The organism is Cupriavidus necator, assembly GCF_016127575.1.
GTDB classification, from domain to species: Bacteria; Pseudomonadota; Gammaproteobacteria; order Burkholderiales; family Burkholderiaceae; genus Cupriavidus; species Cupriavidus necator_D.
Map to the genome: position 1 here is coordinate 44691 of NZ_CP066018.1, position 16243 is coordinate 60933.

At 65.4% G+C, this 16243-nt stretch carries 17 protein-coding genes, 1 tRNA gene and 1 pseudogene; 6 read left to right on the forward strand and 13 right to left on the reverse strand.

Going from position 1 to position 16243, the window contains the following annotated elements; genetic code table 11:
• Positions 1 to 202 precede the first annotated feature (202 nt).
• On the forward strand, positions 203 to 757 hold the full coding sequence (locus I6H87_RS00210; protein WP_011615017.1) for a hypothetical protein: 555 nt from the start codon (positions 203 to 205) through the stop codon (positions 755 to 757).
• A 170-nt stretch (positions 758 to 927) separates the two neighbouring features.
• Positions 928 to 5784, forward strand: coding sequence for an NAD-glutamate dehydrogenase (locus I6H87_RS00215; protein ID WP_011615016.1), 4857 nt, complete (start codon positions 928 to 930; stop codon positions 5782 to 5784).
• 17 nt (positions 5785 to 5801) lie between these two features.
• On the opposite strand, the gene I6H87_RS00220 is transcribed toward I6H87_RS00215, so the two are convergent.
• The 4 genes from I6H87_RS00220 to I6H87_RS00235 form a co-directional block, all read right to left on the reverse strand.
• The gene (locus I6H87_RS00220) at positions 5802 to 6161 is read right to left on the reverse strand and encodes a hypothetical protein (protein ID WP_011615015.1); all 360 of its coding nucleotides are present in this window, start codon (positions 6159 to 6161) and stop codon (positions 5802 to 5804) included.
• A 102-nt stretch (positions 6162 to 6263) separates the two neighbouring features.
• The gene (locus I6H87_RS00225) at positions 6264 to 6452 is read right to left on the reverse strand and encodes a hypothetical protein (protein ID WP_010813090.1); all 189 of its coding nucleotides are present in this window, start codon (positions 6450 to 6452) and stop codon (positions 6264 to 6266) included.
• A 91-nt stretch (positions 6453 to 6543) separates the two neighbouring features.
• Positions 6544 to 6777: a hypothetical protein gene (locus tag I6H87_RS00230; RefSeq protein WP_058696853.1), complete on the reverse strand. Its 234-nt coding sequence runs from the start codon at positions 6775 to 6777 to the stop codon at positions 6544 to 6546.
• 39 nt (positions 6778 to 6816) lie between these two features.
• On the reverse strand, positions 6817 to 7161 hold the full coding sequence (locus I6H87_RS00235; RefSeq protein ID WP_231881416.1) for a DUF6566 family protein: 345 nt from the start codon (positions 7159 to 7161) through the stop codon (positions 6817 to 6819).
• A gap of 268 nt (positions 7162 to 7429) precedes the next feature.
• On the opposite strand from I6H87_RS00235, the gene I6H87_RS00240 reads away from it, so the two are divergent.
• From I6H87_RS00240 to I6H87_RS34215, 4 genes and pseudogenes are all read left to right on the forward strand, one after another.
• Positions 7430 to 7690 (forward strand): hypothetical protein, encoded by a 261-nt coding sequence (locus I6H87_RS00240; protein ID WP_010813093.1) that lies wholly within the window; start codon positions 7430 to 7432, stop codon positions 7688 to 7690.
• Positions 7691 to 7733: 43 nt separating this feature from the next.
• The gene (locus I6H87_RS00245) at positions 7734 to 8240 is read left to right on the forward strand and encodes a cupin domain-containing protein (RefSeq protein ID WP_010813094.1); all 507 of its coding nucleotides are present in this window, start codon (positions 7734 to 7736) and stop codon (positions 8238 to 8240) included.
• A gap of 278 nt (positions 8241 to 8518) precedes the next feature.
• Positions 8519 to 8722, forward strand: a complete 204-nt coding sequence (locus I6H87_RS00250) for a BrnT family toxin (RefSeq protein WP_371852233.1) — start codon at positions 8519 to 8521, stop codon at positions 8720 to 8722.
• Positions 8706 to 8981, forward strand: a pseudogene (locus I6H87_RS34215) (BrnA antitoxin family protein); the annotation flags it as partial. The gene I6H87_RS00250 and the pseudogene I6H87_RS34215, both read left to right, overlap by 17 nt.
• 549 nt (positions 8982 to 9530) lie before the next feature.
• Here I6H87_RS34215 and I6H87_RS00260 read toward each other — a convergent pair.
• The 9 genes from I6H87_RS00260 to infC form a co-directional block, all read right to left on the reverse strand.
• The gene (locus I6H87_RS00260; protein ID WP_011615009.1) at positions 9531 to 9842 is read right to left on the reverse strand and encodes a hypothetical protein; all 312 of its coding nucleotides are present in this window, start codon (positions 9840 to 9842) and stop codon (positions 9531 to 9533) included.
• Positions 9843 to 9983: 141 nt separating this feature from the next.
• Positions 9984 to 10060, reverse strand: a tRNA-Pro gene (locus I6H87_RS00265).
• Positions 10061 to 10115: 55 nt separating this feature from the next.
• Positions 10116 to 10541 (reverse strand): MerR family transcriptional regulator, encoded by a 426-nt coding sequence (locus I6H87_RS00270; protein WP_010813098.1) that lies wholly within the window; start codon positions 10539 to 10541, stop codon positions 10116 to 10118.
• Positions 10542 to 10657: 116 nt separating this feature from the next.
• Entirely contained in the window at positions 10658 to 11068 is a 411-nt protein-coding gene (locus I6H87_RS00275) for an integration host factor subunit alpha (RefSeq protein ID WP_041687259.1), read from the reverse strand.
• Positions 11069 to 11169: 101 nt separating this feature from the next.
• Positions 11170 to 13617, reverse strand: coding sequence for a phenylalanine--tRNA ligase subunit beta (gene pheT / locus I6H87_RS00280; RefSeq protein WP_010813100.1), 2448 nt, complete (start codon positions 13615 to 13617; stop codon positions 11170 to 11172).
• A gap of 57 nt (positions 13618 to 13674) precedes the next feature.
• Complete coding sequence (gene pheS, locus I6H87_RS00285) at positions 13675 to 14706, reverse strand: phenylalanine--tRNA ligase subunit alpha (RefSeq protein ID WP_010813101.1); 1032 nt, start codon at positions 14704 to 14706, stop codon at positions 13675 to 13677.
• 239 nt (positions 14707 to 14945) lie between these two features.
• A complete protein-coding gene (gene rplT, locus I6H87_RS00290) occupies positions 14946 to 15302 on the reverse strand; it encodes a 50S ribosomal protein L20 (protein WP_008650487.1) in 357 nt (118 codons plus the stop codon).
• Positions 15303 to 15330: 28 nt separating this feature from the next.
• On the reverse strand, positions 15331 to 15528 hold the full coding sequence (gene rpmI, locus I6H87_RS00295; protein ID WP_006575466.1) for a 50S ribosomal protein L35: 198 nt from the start codon (positions 15526 to 15528) through the stop codon (positions 15331 to 15333).
• 167 nt (positions 15529 to 15695) lie between these two features.
• On the reverse strand, positions 15696 to 16217 hold the full coding sequence (gene infC, locus I6H87_RS00300; RefSeq protein WP_078195944.1) for a translation initiation factor IF-3: 522 nt from the start codon (positions 16215 to 16217) through the stop codon (positions 15696 to 15698).
• Positions 16218 to 16243: the final 26 nt, after the last annotated feature.

Here is a 16243-nt window from a genome sequence, read left to right on the forward strand (position 1 = left end):
CTGTGGTGCCACAGGGCATTCCCGACCTGTCACAATTCCGGCAAAAGATTCTGGTAGTGTCTGGCCCATCGGTCGACCGTGCCCCGCCAGAGAGGCTGCGGCGCCCGTGCCGCCCGGGCCGGCCATGCTCCGGCCCCTGGTACCCGCGCGACGGATGCCAGCGCATCGCAGTGGCGGCAAACCAAAACAGGAGACGCCATTCATGCAGCCAAGACCCCTCGAACCCAGCGAGCCGGTTGTCCTTGCCCTGGTTGATGCCGTAACCGCCTGGCAAGGTGCGTTGGAACAGACGCTATGCGCCTCTGGCCTGAACTACTCCCAGTGGCTGCTGCTGCGGGCCATCCGCCAGGATGCCTTCGTGCGCGGCTCGCCATTGACGGGCCCGATGCCGATCGATGTCGAGCGTTCCGAGACGATGCTGGATGAACTGCGGCGCGACGGCTGGATCGAGTACGCCGGCACTCAGGCGCCCCGCATTGCAGAAAGCGCAGCCAACCGGCTGCAGCGCACCGCCCAGGCCCTCAGCGCGCTGCACAGCGTGTCAGTGGCGGCGTTCAGTTCGCAAGAGCGCGCTGCGCTGGGCACCCTGCTGGAGCGGATGAAGACCACGCTGAGCGACCACACCACTCGCCAGGTTCGCGCGGGCACCGAAGCCGCCCGGCAGGAAAAAGCTGTCGCGCCCTCGCATTGCCCCGGCCTGCCGCCGGTCGCACACCGCCCCACCTCTTGCCCCACCCTCGCCGCCACGCGCCTCTGAGCGCCGCGCAAGCCGTCCCGCGGGCAGCAGCGGGAGGCCGCCCACCTTTTCTTCGCGCGCCATCGTCATACCCGCCACTTTTCTTGCGCCGGGCATGCGGATTTTTCCTAAAGTATGAGCATGCCCCGGCACATGCCGCGGGCCGCCCGTCGACACCGCGAGGAGGGATCATGCCGCAGGAGAACGAAGACAAGGTCGCGCACCTGCTGGACGAACTGGCCAGCTTCGCGCGCGAGCGGCTGCCGGCGGCGATGTTCGCCGTGGTCGAGCCCTTCCTGCTGCACTACTACGATCAGGCCGACGCCGAGGACTTGCTCCAGCGCGACGTCGACGATCTCTACGGCGCCGTGATGGCGCACTGGCAGACCGCACAGAAATTCACCCCCGGCAATGCGCGCATCCGCGTCTACAATCCCAACCTGGAAGAGCACGGCTGGCACTCGGACCACACCGTGGTCGAGATCGTCAATGACGACATGCCCTTCCTGGTCGACTCGGTGACGATGGAGATCAACCGGCAGGGACTGGCGCTGCACTCGGCCATCCATCCCGTGTTCCGGGTCTGGCGCGACGCGCGCGGCGGCATCGAGCGGATCGCCCCGGGCGGCGCCGGCGAGGCCGGGGACAGCTCGCGCCTGGAATCCTTTATCCATTTCGAGATCGACCGCAGCGGCGAGGCCGCGCGGCTGGAGGCGCTGCGCAGCGGCATTGCGCAGGTGCTGGTCGACGTGCGCGCGGCGGTGGAAGACTGGTCGAAGATGTGCGGCATCACCCAGGCCACCATCGCCGCCATGGCGCAGGCGCCCGACGCGGCCGCGCCGGAGAGCGTCGAGGCGCGCGCCTTCCTGGACTGGATGATGGATGACCACTTCTCCTTCCTCGGCCAGCGTGACTACCAGCTGGTGTCGCAGGACGGCCGCTACTTCCTGCGCGGCGTGCCGGGCTCGGGCGCGGGCATCCTGCGCGAAAGCCTGCGCGAGCCTGATGCCGAAGATCTCACGCTGCTGCCCGCCGCGGCCACCGCGATCATCGAAGGGGCCTCGCCGATCTTCCTGACCAAGGCCAATTCGCGCGCCACCGTGCACCGCCCGGGCTATCTCGACTATGTCGGCGTCAAGCTGCTCGATGAAAAGGGGCAGCTGTTCGGCGAGCGGCGCTTTGTCGGCCTGTACACCTCGACTGCCTATACGGCGCCGATTGCGGAAATTCCGCTGGTGCGGCTCAAGTGCGCCAATATCCTGGCGCGCGCGGGCTTCCTGGCCAAGGGGCACCTTTACAAGTCGCTGGTGACCATCCTTGAGCAATATCCGCGCGATGAACTGTTCCAGGCCACCGAGGATGAACTGTTCGACATCACCACCGGCATCCTGCGGCTGCAGGAACACCAGCGCACCCGGCTCTTTGTACGGCGCGACCGCTTCGACCGCTTTGTCTCGTGCCTGGTGTTCGTGCCGCGCGACAAGTACAACACCGACCTGCGCCAGAAGATCCAGAGGCTGCTGACCGCGGCCTTCCACGGCACCAGCTGCGAGTTCACGCCGCTGCTGTCCGAGTCGCCGCTGGCGCGCATCCAGCTGACCGTGCGCGGCGAGCCCGGCACCATGCCGCATGTTGATACGCGTGAGCTGGAGGCGCGCATCGTGCACGCCAGCCGCCGCTGGCAGGACGATCTCGCCGAAGCCCTGCATGAAAGCCACGGCGAAGAGCAAGGCAACCGGCTGCTGCAGCGCTACGGCGGCTCGTTCCCCGCCGGCTACCGTGAGGACTACCCGGCCCGCACCGCGGTGCGCGATATCGAGCTGATGGAGCACGCGCTGCGCGGCAACGGCATGGCGATGAACCTGTACCGGCCGATCGAGGCCGCGCCGGGGGTGTTCCGCTTCAAGGTGTACCGTGCCGGCGAGCCGATCGCGCTGTCGCACAGCCTGCCCATGCTGGAACACCTGGGCGTGCGCGTGGATGAAGAGCGCCCCTACCTGATCGAACCCGACAGCGGCGCGCCGGTATGGGTGCACGACTTCGGGCTGGAGATTGCCGACAGCGGCGGCGCGGCGGAATTCGACATCGCGCGCGTCAAGGCCTTGTTCGAGGATGCGTTCGCGCGCGCCTGGCACGGCGAGATCGAGAACGACGACTTCAACCGCCTGGTGCTGCGCGCCGAGCTGGCCGCACGCGACGTCACCATCCTGCGCGCCTATGCCCGCTACCTGCGCCAGGTAGGCTCGACCTTCAGCGACGCCTATATCGAGCGCGCGCTGACCGGCAACGCGGCCATTGCCGCCATGCTGGTCGGCCTGTTCGTGGCGCGCTTCGACACCTTCAGCGAGGTCGCCACCGACACCGCCCGCCAGGCGCGCTGCGACAAGCTGCTGGCCGATATCGGCGCGGCGCTGGACAAGGTGCCCAACCTGGACGAGGACCGCATCCTGCGGCTTTTCCTGGGCGTGATCAACGCCACCGTGCGCACCAACTATTTCCACCGCGGCGAGGAAGGCCAGCCGCGCCCATATGTGTCGTTCAAGTTCAATCCCGCGCTGGTCCCCGGCCTGCCCGAGCCGCGCCCGATGTTCGAGATCTGGGTCTACTCGCCGCGCGTTGAGGGCGTGCACCTGCGCGGCGGGCGCGTGGCCCGCGGCGGACTGCGCTGGTCAGACCGGCGCGAGGACTTCCGCACTGAAGTGCTGGGCCTGATGAAGGCGCAGATGGTCAAGAACACGGTGATCGTGCCGGTGGGCTCCAAGGGCGGCTTCGTGGTCAAGCGCCCGCCCCCGCCCACCGACCGCGATGCGTTCCTGCAGGAGGGCATCGCCTGCTACCAGACCTTCCTGCGCGGGCTGCTGGACCTCACCGACAACCTCGTCGGCGGCCAGCTGGTGCCGCCACCCGAGGTGGTGCGCCACGACGACAACGACCCCTACCTGGTGGTCGCCGCCGACAAGGGCACCGCGACGTTCTCCGACTTCGCCAACGCGATCTCGGCCGAATACGGCTTCTGGCTGGGCGATGCCTTTGCGTCCGGGGGCTCGGTCGGCTATGACCACAAGAAGATGGGCATTACCGCGCGCGGTGCGTGGGAATCGGTCAAGCGGCATTTCCGCGAGATGGGTGTCGATATCCAGACCACGGACTTCACCGTGGCCGGCATCGGCGACATGTCGGGCGATGTGTTCGGCAACGGCATGCTGCTGTCGCCGCATATCCGGCTGGTGGCGGCTTTCGACCACCGGCATATCTTCCTCGATCCCGACCCGGACACGACAAGGAGCCTGCAGGAACGCACGCGGCTGTTCGGCCTGCCCCGCTCAAGCTGGGCCGACTACGACGCCACGCTGATTTCCGCCGGCGGCGGCATCTATCCGCGCAGCGCCAAGACCATCGCGCTGTCGCCGCAGGTGCAGGCGGTGCTGGGGGTCACGGCAGCCACGCTGTCGCCGGCCGAGCTGATCCACGCCATCCTGATGGCGCCGGTCGACCTGCTCTACAACGGCGGCATCGGCACTTACGTCAAGTCCAGCCAGGAAACCCACCTGCAGGCCGGCGACCGCACCAACGACGCGGTGCGTGTCAACGGCAATGACCTGCGCTGCAAGGTGGTCGGCGAAGGCGGCAACCTCGGCTTCACCCAGCTGGGCCGCATCGAGTTCGCGCGCAAGGGCGGGCGCATCAACACCGACGCCATCGACAACTCGGCCGGGGTGGACTGCTCGGACCACGAGGTCAATATCAAGATCCTGCTCGGGCTGGTGGTTGCCGACGGCGAAATGACCGAGAAGCAGCGCAACAAGCTGCTGGCCGAGATGACCGACGAGGTCGGCCTGCTGGTGCTGCAGGACAACTACTACCAGACCCAGGCACTGTCCGTGGCCGGGCGCAGCAGCCCCGCGCTGCTCGACGGCGAGGCGCGCCTGGTGCGCTGGCTGGAGCGCGCCGGACGGCTCAACCGGCCGCTGGAGTTCCTGCCTTCGGAGGAAGAAATCGCCGAGCGCAAGCTGGCCGATGAAGGCCTGGCATCGCCCGAGCGTGCCGTGCTGCTTGCCTACAGCAAGATGTGGCTGTACGACGAACTGCTGGCCTCCGACGTGCCGGAAGACACGCTGGTCGCCGGACTGCTGTCGGACTATTTCCCGGTGCCGCTGCGCCAGCGTTACGCCGACGCGATGCAGCGCCACCCGCTGCGGCGCGAGATCCTGTCGACACACCTGACCAATATGCTGGTCAACCGTATCGGCGCCACCTTCGTGCACCGGATCATGGAAGAGACCGACGCACGCCCGGCCGATATCGTGCGCGCCTGCCTGATCGCACGCGATGTCTTCGGCCTGACCACCCTGTGGCAGGAGATCGATGCGCTGGACAACCGTGTGGCCGATGCCGAGCAGGCGCGCATGTTCGGGGCCGTGGCGCTGCTGCTGGAGCGCGCGTGCCTGTGGTTCATCCGCTATCTGCGCAGCGGCAGCAAGGCCGCCGAGGACCTGGCGCGCTTTGCCCAGGCCGCGCAATGGCTGGCCCCGCAACTGCCGCGGCTGCTGCCGCCGGCCGATGCGACGGCACTGTCAGAGCGCGCCCGGGCCTTGACGGATGCAGGGGTCGACGAAGCGCTGGCTGTGCGCGTGGCCGGCAGCGAGATCTCCGCCGCCGCGCTCGATATCGCCGAAGTGGCCACGGCGTGCAAACGCAGCCTGGACCTGGTGGCGGGGGTTTATTTCGCGCTGGACAGCCACCTGAGCTTCAGCTGGCTGCGCGAGCGCGCGCTGGCGCTGCCATCGGACACGCACTGGGACCTGCTGGCACGCACCACCACGCTGGAAGACCTGGGGCGGCTCAAGCGCGCACTGACCGTCAGCGTGCTGTCACAGGAGGGTGAACTGGATACGCCCGACGCCATGATCGATGCCTGGCGCTCCAGCCGTCATGGCGCGCTGGAACGCTTTACGCGCATGCTGGCCGACCAGCGCGCCTCGGGGGCTGCGGGGCTGTCGATGCTGTCGGTCGCGGTGCGCGAGATCGGCATGCTGGAACGCGCATAGCGCTGGCCAGCCCAGGCTTATTCGTCTGCTTCCGCGTCCGTGTCGAGGTCCGCATCGTCGCCGATGCCGGCGCCTGCGCCACGCGGGCGCAGTTCCAGCCCGAGCAGGACCAGCAGGTCGAAGGCATCGGAAAGCAGGTGTTTCTGCCTGGGCAGCAGGCTGGCGTACGGCATGTCGTAGATCGACTGGTGCGCGGCACGCTCGCCCTTGAGGCCGCGGTCGCGCGCGATATCCGACAGCAGCGCGGCAAACCCTGAGAGGTCCTGCGCTGCCAGTGCTGAATTCAATACCTTGGCGATCACTTCCGGCGAAGCGTTCGCCCAGCCCATGCGTTCAGCATTGGAGGCAGAGTCTTGAGGAGGGTCGGCAAAGTCCATGATTGTGTATAACGGTCCCGCCTGAGCAAGCTTAAGGCGGCAACCATGTGAATTTGACCCCACATGCGTGGGGTGACATGGCTTGCCGCCCGACGATCCGGGCTAGCGCGGTACCGGCTTCGCCGCCACCTGGCGGTAGACCGTGCTGCCGTCGCGCGCGGTGCGTGCCTGGACGTGATTGCGTGCGCCGCATTGCGGGCAGCGGAACACGGGACCCTGCCCTTCATTGCGGATCTGCACCTCATTCGGCTCCCAGCGCGCACCGCAAGCCTGGTTCCCACAAACAAACATGAAATCTCCTTGAAACAGACGCCCGAGAGCCTGAGCCGGGCGCGATACGGGGCATGGCCGCACTGCCCGGTGGCGGCGCGGCCATGCCTGCTCAGCCGTCATTATCAGGCCAGTCGACCGGGCGCGGGCCCATTCGCCACATATTCGGCGGCTCACCCAATGCCGTGCTCTGGTACATCCAGGCGCCGCAGCCCGTGCAGCGCCAGCGGCTGTCGACCTTGCACCGGTTGCTCATGGCCGCAATGCCAGAGGCAGCCAGGTGCTCGTGTGGCGGCACGCTGGACGGTTCGCCCACCAGCTGATGACACAGGTCACAGGCGTGCATGGCATCTCCTGTCACGGCGATGATTGCGCGGCGGCGCCCTCAGCCATTGTGCTGCACCCATTGCCGCGCCCACGAAATCGCCGCGGCCCGCGCATCTTCGGGCGTGGCGTGCGTGGCCGGCGGCGCGCCGCCCTCCAGCACCACGGCGCCCGACTCCCAGATATCGCACAGGGCCTTGAACCGCCCCATGCCCAGCGCGTGGCAATACACGTGGATCACGAAGCCGCCGTACTCCACCACGTCAGTGGCAGTATCGGTCAGCGCCTGATCCGCGGTGGGATCGGACGGCACCAGCGGCACATCGGGCTGGCGCAGCACCCGCCGCTCCGCGGCCGTGCGCACCAGCATGGCGCAGGCACCGCCCATCGCCGCGCCCAGCACCACGCCCAAACCAAACCAGCAAGCCCTGCTCCCGCACCTCGCCATGGCATCCCCCGCAGCGACCCTGCCGGTCCTGGCACGACCATGCTGTGCGACCGGCATCGCTTTCAGGTTATACCAATCCAGGCCGACACCGCCTGCCACCAACTTCGACGCGGCAATGGCACAGCGCCGCAGGGTGTGGCGGCGCACGAAAATGAGAATCGTCGGGGATGACCGAAGCGCTGGCCAGAGCTATACTGTACATCCATACAGTATCCGGATACTGCCCATGCCCTTGTACCAGTCCGATTCCATCCTGCTCGAGGCCTACTACTTCGGCGACGACTGCGAATCCCTGCGCCTGCCTTGCGGCAGTGTCTGCGTGGACGCCGGCGCCATCCTCGTCGACGGCATCGAGCCACTCCAGTTGCAGGCCCTGCGCTGGACGCCGGATTTCCTGTCCTTCGACGCCCAGGGCACCCGTCACCGCTACCCGGTCAGCCGCCCCGCCCTCGTCGGCCCCGGCCAGGCACGCTTCGCACTGCTTTAAGCTACGGCTTCCGCATCGCCGATGCGCCACGCCGCTTGCCCACATGCCAGACCTCAGCCCGACCGCCAGCCAACTGATCCGCTCGCTCGACCTGCAGCCGCATCCGGAAGGCGGCTACTACCGCGAAACCTATCGCGGCGAAGAGCAGGTCGTCTGCCAGGACGGTCGCACACGCGCAGCCTGCACCGCGATCCACTACATGCTGTGCGGCAACGACTATTCCGCGTGGCATCGCATCCGGTCCGACGAACTCTGGCACTACCACGCAGGCTCCCCCGTGGACGTGCACCGGATCGTGGACGGCACCATCGTCACGCAGCGCCTGGGCGACCCGCTGCGGCATCCCGGCGCGGCCTTCCAGGCAATGGTGCCCGCCGGCCAATGGTTTGCCGCCGAACGCGTGGATATGGCCGATGGCGTGGACTTCGCCCTGGTCGGCTGCACCGTGGCACCAGCCTTCCAGTTCAGCGAATTCGAACTGGCCGACGCAACGGCGCTTGCCGGCCTGGCAAGCGGACATGACGCGCTGTTGCGCAGGCTGACGCGCTAGTCTCCACCCAAGAAACAGCCCGCCGCGGTGGGGTGCGGGCGGGCTGGTGAGTACAGCGGGACCAGTCTAAGCCAGGGTGCCGGCGGGCCATGACGGGAGAACCTGGGTATCTCGCCGCCTTTGCTGGCAACGACCGAGCAGCGCGTATAGCCCAACAGGCACTCAGGATGCGGATTCATATCCTGCAGCACAGATAATCTTGGGCTCACCCATTATTTGCAGCTACAATTATTGCCAAGGATGTCAGCAACCAGTCCAAGCACGGTGTTTCGCTCGCGCTGGCAGCAAGGTTCCACTGGCCGAGCCTGTTGGCAGGGGTAGATGACAGGGCCGACTACAGAGAACTCCGCGAGATCGGCTTCGGCGTCATTGATGAGCGCCTCTATTGCGTGGTGTTCACCCAGGGCGGGAATGCAATGCATATCATCAGCCTGCGCAAGGCCAACAAACGCGAGGCAAGGAACTATGTCGACCAAGCCTAAGATCGTCGTGCCGACCGACGAAGAGGACGCGGCCATCAACCGCGGCATCGCTGCGGATCCGGACACGTACGAGGTCTCGGCGAAAGAGATGCAGGCCATGAAGCCGCTCGGCAAACGCGGCCGCGGTCGACCCAGGCTCGCCAGCACCAAGGAACTGGTGAGCATTCGCTATGACGCGGACATACTGGATGCATTCCGCGCCAGCGGGGAAGGTTGGCAGACGCTGATGAACGCAACGCTGAACGTTGCGCTTCAACAGGCCATGGACATTACCTACGTTGGGGGCCCACTGCATGGAACCACGGTCCGTGACAACCCCAACACCTTGTCATCCGTTCTCACCTATCGCCCGGTAACAGCCTTCGCGAACGACCCTGCGCGTCAGGCAACGTATCGTCGAGTAACCCTCGAACGTACCATTGGAAACAACGTCGAACGCCGCGAGTTCTTTGTGAGTGACAGTCTCACCGACAGCGAAGCCGATTCCCTGGTCCAGCGAGAAGACCTTTGGCCTATGTCAGAGCCACACCATGCCTGAGTATTGGATGCAGTCCAATAGGGCAGCTTGGCAGGCTAGCCGGAGTCAGCCAGCACCGGCCGCGTCAACCAAGCTGCTGATGCAATCGGCGACCTGCCCTTCCCAGGCGTCCGAGTGCTTGCGTGCGTTGCGCATATATGGCGCAAGCTCCACAGGAAAAGTAAGGACGACAGCAGCGATCGCTATCGTTGCAACAGGTTAGGTAGAAAGCGGGCCTGCTTTTCGCAGTAACAGCCAGCGCCGCGCATGGCGGGCCGAAAGGTCATGCACTTATCCACGCTTGCATTCGACCTTCTCTTCATATTCACCGTCGTCCTTCCATTCGCGCTCGATCAGGCAAGGGCCGTCGCGGTACTTCTGCTTCCGCTCATAGCCACGCGGACCGCCCTTGCATTTGCGCTCTTCCTTGTATTCGCCATCGCGCTTCTGTTCGCGTTCGATTTCACAAGGGCCGCTACGGAATTTCTCTTTGTACTCACCGCCACGATATGCGCTCGGGTAGCCGCGGTCGTCGGCGCGTGCGGCAGCCGCGGCCGTCAGCCAGAGGAGCGCAAGGGTAGCCACACAGAGCTTTCGGAACATAAGTGGGGAATCGGTCGGGAGGATGGCAGAGCATAGCAACGGGCATCGGCGACGGCTGTATCAAAGCGTTACCGCACCGGCCGGCCATTTCCACGCAGAAAATAAAAAACCCGCTTGGCTATTCACCAAGCGGGTTTTGTCTGGTCGGGGCGAGAGGATTTGAACCTCCGACCACCTGCACCCCATGCAGGTACGCTACCAGGCTGCGCTACGCCCCGAAGCAAAAGATTATAACAGAAGCATTTCCCGTATGACTAGCTCCCGACGTCGAAATTATCCGTGCTTCGCGATCTCCCGCAGTTGCGCGAGCAGGTGCTGCACTTCGACCAGTTCATTGCGCAGGCCGCCGATGTCGACCGACAATGCCGCCGCATTTTCTTCACCAACTTCTGCGGCCTCAGGCGCTGCCGCTGCCCCACTGTGATGACGGCCTTCATCGAGGCGATTGCGCGCGCCGTTGATGGTGAAGCCCTGTTCGTAGAGCAGTTCGCGGATGCGGCGGATCAGCAGGACTTCATGGTGCTGGTAGTAGCGGCGATTGCCGCGGCGCTTGACGGGCTTGAGTTGCGTGAACTCCTGTTCCCAATAGCGCAGGACGTGCGGCTTGACGGCGCAAAGCTCGCTCACCTCACCGATGGTGAAGTAGCGCTTGGCCGGAATCGGCGGCAACGCGATGCGATCGCTGGATTTGTCCGACATGTGGTGTGTAGACGAGCGTCAGGCCATGCCGGCCATGCGGTTGGCGCGCACCAGGTGCGCGCCCAGAAGCATACCGATGCCGGCTTCGGGAAGCAATCCGCCGTTCGGGTGACGCGTCAGCCGACGATGCCGGCGCGTTCTTCCACCAGGCCCTTGAGTTTCTGGCTGGCGTGGAACGTGACCACGCGGCGCGCGGTGATTGGAATGACTTCGCCGGTCTTGGGATTGCGGCCGGGCCGCTGCGGCTTGTCGCGCAACTGGAAGTTGCCGAAGCCGGACAGCTTGACGCTGTCGCCCTGCTCCAGCGCTTCGCGGATGACGTCGAAGAAGGCCTCGACCATGTCCTTCGATTCGCGCTTGTTCAGGCCCACCTGGTCGAACAGCATCTCGGCGAGTTCGGCCTTGGTCAGCGTGGGAACTTCGGTCGCGCGCGCATCCGGCATAGCGTCGTCAAGGGAGGAAGCCTGCCGGTCGCTCATCTCACCCAGTGCTGCAGCGGTCATGGAATTCGCGCCTCGATCATTCATGTCGATCGCTCAAGTGTGTGTCTGGCGATCCGCCCGGGGCAAGCCCGGGCGCCCTTGTTTATCGTGTGTCCGTCGCGTACTTGTTGCGTACTGGCGATGGCTTAGCCGCGCAGCCGGGCCTGGAAGGCCTCTGTCAGCGCGTCGACCATGCAGCGCACTGCGCTGTCGACGGTTTCGTCCTGGAGGGTCGACCCAGTATCTTGCAAGGTCACCCGGAACGCAAGGCTTTTCTCGTCCGCGCCAATGGCAGCGGAAGCGCCCTTGGGACGGAACTCGTCGAACACCACCAGGCTCTGGCAGTAGCGGCCGTAGCCCTGCTTTTCCAGTGCCGCGCGCATGGCGTCGAGCAGGTCCTGCACGCGCACCGATTGCTTCACGACCACGGCCAGGTCGCGCACGGCGGCCGGGAACTTGGAGATCTCGGTGTACAACGGCAGGCCGGTGTCGCGCAGCGCGTCAAGCGCCAGTTCGAACACTACCGGGGCATGCGTCAGCTCGTATTCCTGCAGCCAGCGCGGATGCAACTCGCCGACCACGCCCACGGCCTTGCCGTCGAGCAGCACGCGCGCGGCGCGGCCCGGGTGCAGCGCCGGGTGCGACACCGGCTCGAAGCGCGGCACGCGCGGATGGAACAGTGCCTCGACATCGCCCTTGATGTCGAAGAAGTCGACGTTGCGCGCGGGGATGCCCCACTGCTCTTCGAACGCCGGGCCATAGGCAATGCCCGCGGCCATCATCGGCTGATCGTAGCCGGCCACCGTCAGGCCGCCATCCTTCACGCTGGCGTCGCGATGGAACACGCGGCCCACCTCGAACAGGCGCACGCGCGCAGCCTTGCGGTTCAGGTTGTAGCGCACCTTGTCGACCAGGCCGCCGATCAGCGTCGAGCGCATCACCGCCAGCTGGCTGGCGATCGGGTTCAGCAGGCGGATCGGGTTGTCGTTGGCGGCGAAGTCGCGCTCCCACTTCTCTTCGACGAAGGCGAAGTTGATGACTTCCTGGTAATCGCGCGCGGCCACGGCGTGGCGCACCACGTGGCTGGAGCGGCGGGCCTCGTTGGTCGGGCGCATCTCGCTCTCGGCGATCGGCGGACGTGCCGGGATGCGCTCGAAACCATAGATGCGGGCCACTTCCTCGATCAGGTCTTCCTCGATCTCGATATCGAAGCGGTAGCTCGGCGGCGTGACTTCAAACACCTCGCCCTCGGCGCCCTGGGTGCGTGTGAACGGCAGCTGCAGGCGCTGGAATACATCGGCGATGGCTGCAGACGACAGCTCGATGCCCAGCACGCGCTCGGCGCGCGCCACGCGCAGGCTGACCGGCTTGCGCTGCGGCAGGTTGACCACGTGGTCGTCCACCGGGCCGGCCTGGCCGCCGCAGATCTCGAGGATCAGCGCGGTGATGCGCTCGATATGCTCGACCGTGGTGGCGTAGTCCACGCCGCGCTCGAAGCGGTGTCCGGCATCGGTCGAGAAGTTGTAGCGGCGGCCACGGCCCTGGATCGCGGCGGGCCACCAGAATGCGGCCTCGAGATAGATGTCCGTGGTGTCCAGCGTCACGGCGGTGCTGTCGCCGCCCATGATACCGGCCAGGCTTTCGATCTCCTTGTCATCGGCGATCACGCCGACCTGCTCGTCGACCTCGATGGTATTGCCGTTGAGCAGCTTGATCTGCTCGCCCTTGCGGCCCCAGCGCACGTCGAGGCCGCCGTGGATCTTGCTCAGGTCGAACACGTGCGACGGACGGCCCAGTTCCAGCATCACGTAGTTCGAGATATCGACCAGCGCGGAAACACTGCGCTGGCCCGAGCGCTCCAGGCGCTGCACCATCCATGCCGGCGTGGCCGCGCGCGCATTCACGCCGCGGATCACGCGACCGGAGAAGCGGCCGCACAGGTCCGGCGCCGATACCTTGACCGGCAGCTTGTCCTGGATCGTCACCGGCACCGGCTTCATCTCCGGCAGGTTCAGCGCGGCACCGGTCAGCGCCGACACTTCGCGCGCCACGCCGTGGATCGACAGGCAGTCGGCCTTGTTCGGCGTCAGCTTGATGACAAAGACCTGGTCGTCCAGGTCGAGGTACTGGCGGATATCCTGGCCGACCGGCGCGTCTTCCGGCAGCACCATCAGGCCACCGTGGTCCTCCGACAGCTTGAGTTCGCGCGCCGAGCACAGCATGCCGTAGCTGTCCACGCCGCGCAGCTTGCCGATCTTGATCTCGAACGGCTTGCCGCCATCCTCGGACGGCGGCAGCACGGCGCCGACCAGTGCGCACGGCACCAGAATGCCGGGCTTGACGTTGGGCGCGCCGCAGACGATCTGCAGGGTCTCGCCGGTGCCGGCATCGACCTGGCACACGTTGAGGCGGTCGGCATTGGGATGGCGCTCGGTCGACAGCACGCGCGCGACCACCACCCTGTCGAACGGCGGCGCGACCGAGCCCACTTCTTCCACTTCCAGGCCGGCCATGGTCAGCGTGTGCGACAGCGCGTCGGTGGAGATCTTTTCAGGGTTGGCGAAGGTGCGAAGCCAGGATTCCGAGAATTGCATGGCGCTTCTGATCCGGTAAGTATTCTGTGTGGTCGTTGACGAGGGGACGGCGGCGCGTCAGGCGAACTGGCGCAGGAAGCGCACGTCGCCCTCGAAGAACAGGCGCAGGTCGTTGATGCCATAGCGCAGCATGGTCAGGCGCTCCAGGCCGGAGCCGAACGCGAAACCGATATAGCGCTCGGGATCGAGGCCCATGTTGCGCAGCACGTTCGGATGCACCTGGCCCGAACCGGAGATCTCCAGCCACTTGCCATTGCCGAAGGCCATGTCGATCTCCGCCGACGGCTCGGTGAACGGGAAGTACGACGGGCGGAAGCGCACCTGGATGTCATCGCGCTCGAAGAACTTGCGCAGGAAGTCTGTGTACACGCCCTTCAGGTCGGCAAAGCTGACGTCCTCGCCGATCCACAGGCCTTCGACCTGGTTGAACATCGGCGAGTGCGTGGCGTCGCTGTCGACACGGTAGGTACGGCCCGGGCAGATCACCTTGATCGGCGGCATCGCCTTGCCGGCGTACTTCTCGACATGCATCTTGGCGTAGCGGACCTGCATCGGACTGGTATGCGTGCGCAGCAGCAACAGCTTGTCTTCGCTGTCGCGGCCATCCACGTAGAACGTGTCCTGCATCGAACGCGCCGGATGGTTGTCCGGATTGTTCAGCGCGGTGAAGTTCATCCAGTCGGTCTCGATCTCGGGGCCGTCGGCCACATCGAAACCGATCGAGCCGAAGATCTGCTCGACGCGCTCCCACGTGCGCATCACCGGGTGCAGGCTGCCGCGGCTGACCGCACGGCCAGGCAGCGTGACGTCGATGGCCTCGGCGGCCAGGCGCGCGTTCATCAGCGCATCGGCCAGCGCCTGGCGGCGTGCCTGCAGTGCGGCTTCAACCTGCTGCTTGATCTGGTTGATGCGGGCGCCTTCCGTCTTGCGGGTTTCCGGGTCGAGCTTGCCGAGGCCCTTGAGCAGTTCGGTCAGCGCGCCGGTCTTGCCCAGGAAGCGGGCCTTTTCGTTTTCCAGCGTGGCGTTGTCGTTGGCAGCAGCGAAGGCGGCCTGGGCATCGGCGACAATTTGATCCAGATCCTGAGACATGGCGGCGGTCGTGGGATTTTTGGCGTCGGGGCCGGTACGCACCGGTCCGACGTGGGTTGGCACTACGTGCGGTGTTCGTTTCGAATGCGGTCTCGGCAACCGGATAGCGGCAACTGAAACGGCATTCGAAATAAAAACGGGGCTCGGTGAGGAGCCCCGTTTCAGCGGACCTTGCAGTCGGCGGTCGACCTTGCGGTCGGTGCTTGCCCGGCAGCGCTTACGCGCTGCCGCAGCCGGCATCAGGCAACGGTGGCTTTCACCTGGTTGACGATGGCGGCAAAGGCAGGCTTGTCGTGAATAGCCATGTCCGACAGCACCTTGCGGTCCAGTTCAATCGAGGCCTTCTTCAGACCGTTCATGAACACGCTGTAGGTCATGCCATGCTCACGCGTCGCGGCATTGATACGCGCAATCCACAGGGCGCGGAACACGCGCTTCTTGTTGCGGCGATCGCGGTATGCGTACTGGCCAGCACGCATGACCGCCTGCTTGGCGATGCGGTAGACATTATTGCGACGGCCGCGGTAACCCTTGGCAGCGTCGATGACTTTCTTGTGACGGGCCCGTGCAGTGACCCCACGCTTTACTCGAGGCATGTAATTCTCCTTTCGTTTTCGTCAGGGGTTATGCGTAAGGCATCATCGCGCGCACCGACTTCAGGTTCGTCTCATGGACGTCCTGAGTACCGCGCAGTTGACGCTTGTTCTTGGTGGTCTTCTTGGTCAGGATGTGACGCTTGAAGGCCTGGCCACGCTTGAACGAACCGTTCGGACGTGCAGTAAAGCGCTTGGAGGCGCTTTTCTTCGTCTTCATCTTCGGCATGAAAAACTCCAGCTCATATGACATGCATGCAGGTGGACGGCTCACGCCGACGCTTGCAAGACCCGCATCCACTTGTTGTTGCACAGCGGCCCTTGCGGACCGCGCGCGACTTCCGCACGAAGCAACGCCGGGATGCCTGGCATCCCGGCCGCTGCACCGCGCAGGAATTACTTCTTCTTCTTGGGGGCGAGCACCATCACCATCTGGCGCCCTTCCATCTTCGGCATCTGCTCGACCTGGCCGATTTCTTCCAGGTCCGCCTTCAGGCGTTCGAGCATGCGCGCGCCGATTTCCTGGTGCGCCATCTCGCGACCACGGAACCGCAGCGTGATCTTGGTCTTGTCGCCGTCTTCCAGGAAGCGCTTCAGGTTGCGCAGCTTGACGTTGTAGTCGCCATCATCCGTACCCGGCCGGAACTTGACTTCCTTGACCTGGATGATTTTCTGCTTCAGCTTCGCCTCGTGGGCGCGCTTGGCTTCCTCGTACTTGAACTTCCCGTAATCCATGATCCGGGCGACGGGCGGAACCGCGTTCGGCGCGATCTCGACCAGGTCCAAGTCCTTATCTTCAGCCAGCCGGAGCGCGTCCATGAACTTGACGATGCCGAGCTGTTCGTTATCAACCCCTACCAGGCGCAGCTCAGGCGCGCTGATTTCCCGGTTGATGCGATGACCTTTGTCCGTAGCGATGTTGCGTTACCTCAAGAAGACAAAAA

What these genes read in the sequence shown, in the direction of transcription:
- I6H87_RS00210 (WP_011615017.1), top strand. Translation starts at nt 203, where the DNA reads ATGCAGCCAAGACCCCTCGAACCCAGCGAGCCGGTTGTCCTTGCCCTG.
- I6H87_RS00215 (WP_011615016.1), top strand. Translation starts at nt 928, where the DNA reads ATGCCGCAGGAGAACGAAGACAAGGTCGCGCACCTGCTGGACGAACTG.
- I6H87_RS00220 (WP_011615015.1), bottom strand. Translation starts at nt 6,161, where the DNA reads ATGGACTTTGCCGACCCTCCTCAAGACTCTGCCTCCAATGCTGAACGC.
- I6H87_RS00225 (WP_010813090.1), bottom strand. Translation starts at nt 6,452, where the DNA reads ATGTTTGTTTGTGGGAACCAGGCTTGCGGTGCGCGCTGGGAGCCGAAT.
- I6H87_RS00230 (WP_058696853.1), bottom strand. Translation starts at nt 6,777, where the DNA reads ATGCACGCCTGTGACCTGTGTCATCAGCTGGTGGGCGAACCGTCCAGC.
- I6H87_RS00240 (WP_010813093.1), top strand. Translation starts at nt 7,430, where the DNA reads ATGCCCTTGTACCAGTCCGATTCCATCCTGCTCGAGGCCTACTACTTC.
- I6H87_RS00245 (WP_010813094.1), top strand. Translation starts at nt 7,734, where the DNA reads ATGCCAGACCTCAGCCCGACCGCCAGCCAACTGATCCGCTCGCTCGAC.
- I6H87_RS00260 (WP_011615009.1), bottom strand. Translation starts at nt 9,842, where the DNA reads ATGTTCCGAAAGCTCTGTGTGGCTACCCTTGCGCTCCTCTGGCTGACG.
- I6H87_RS00270 (WP_010813098.1), bottom strand. Translation starts at nt 10,541, where the DNA reads ATGTCGGACAAATCCAGCGATCGCATCGCGTTGCCGCCGATTCCGGCC.
- I6H87_RS00275 (WP_041687259.1), bottom strand. Translation starts at nt 11,068, where the DNA reads ATGAATGATCGAGGCGCGAATTCCATGACCGCTGCAGCACTGGGTGAG.
- pheT (WP_010813100.1), bottom strand. Translation starts at nt 13,617, where the DNA reads ATGCAATTCTCGGAATCCTGGCTTCGCACCTTCGCCAACCCTGAAAAG.
- pheS (WP_010813101.1), bottom strand. Translation starts at nt 14,706, where the DNA reads ATGTCTCAGGATCTGGATCAAATTGTCGCCGATGCCCAGGCCGCCTTC.
- rplT (WP_008650487.1), bottom strand. Translation starts at nt 15,302, where the DNA reads ATGCCTCGAGTAAAGCGTGGGGTCACTGCACGGGCCCGTCACAAGAAA.
- rpmI (WP_006575466.1), bottom strand. Translation starts at nt 15,528, where the DNA reads ATGCCGAAGATGAAGACGAAGAAAAGCGCCTCCAAGCGCTTTACTGCA.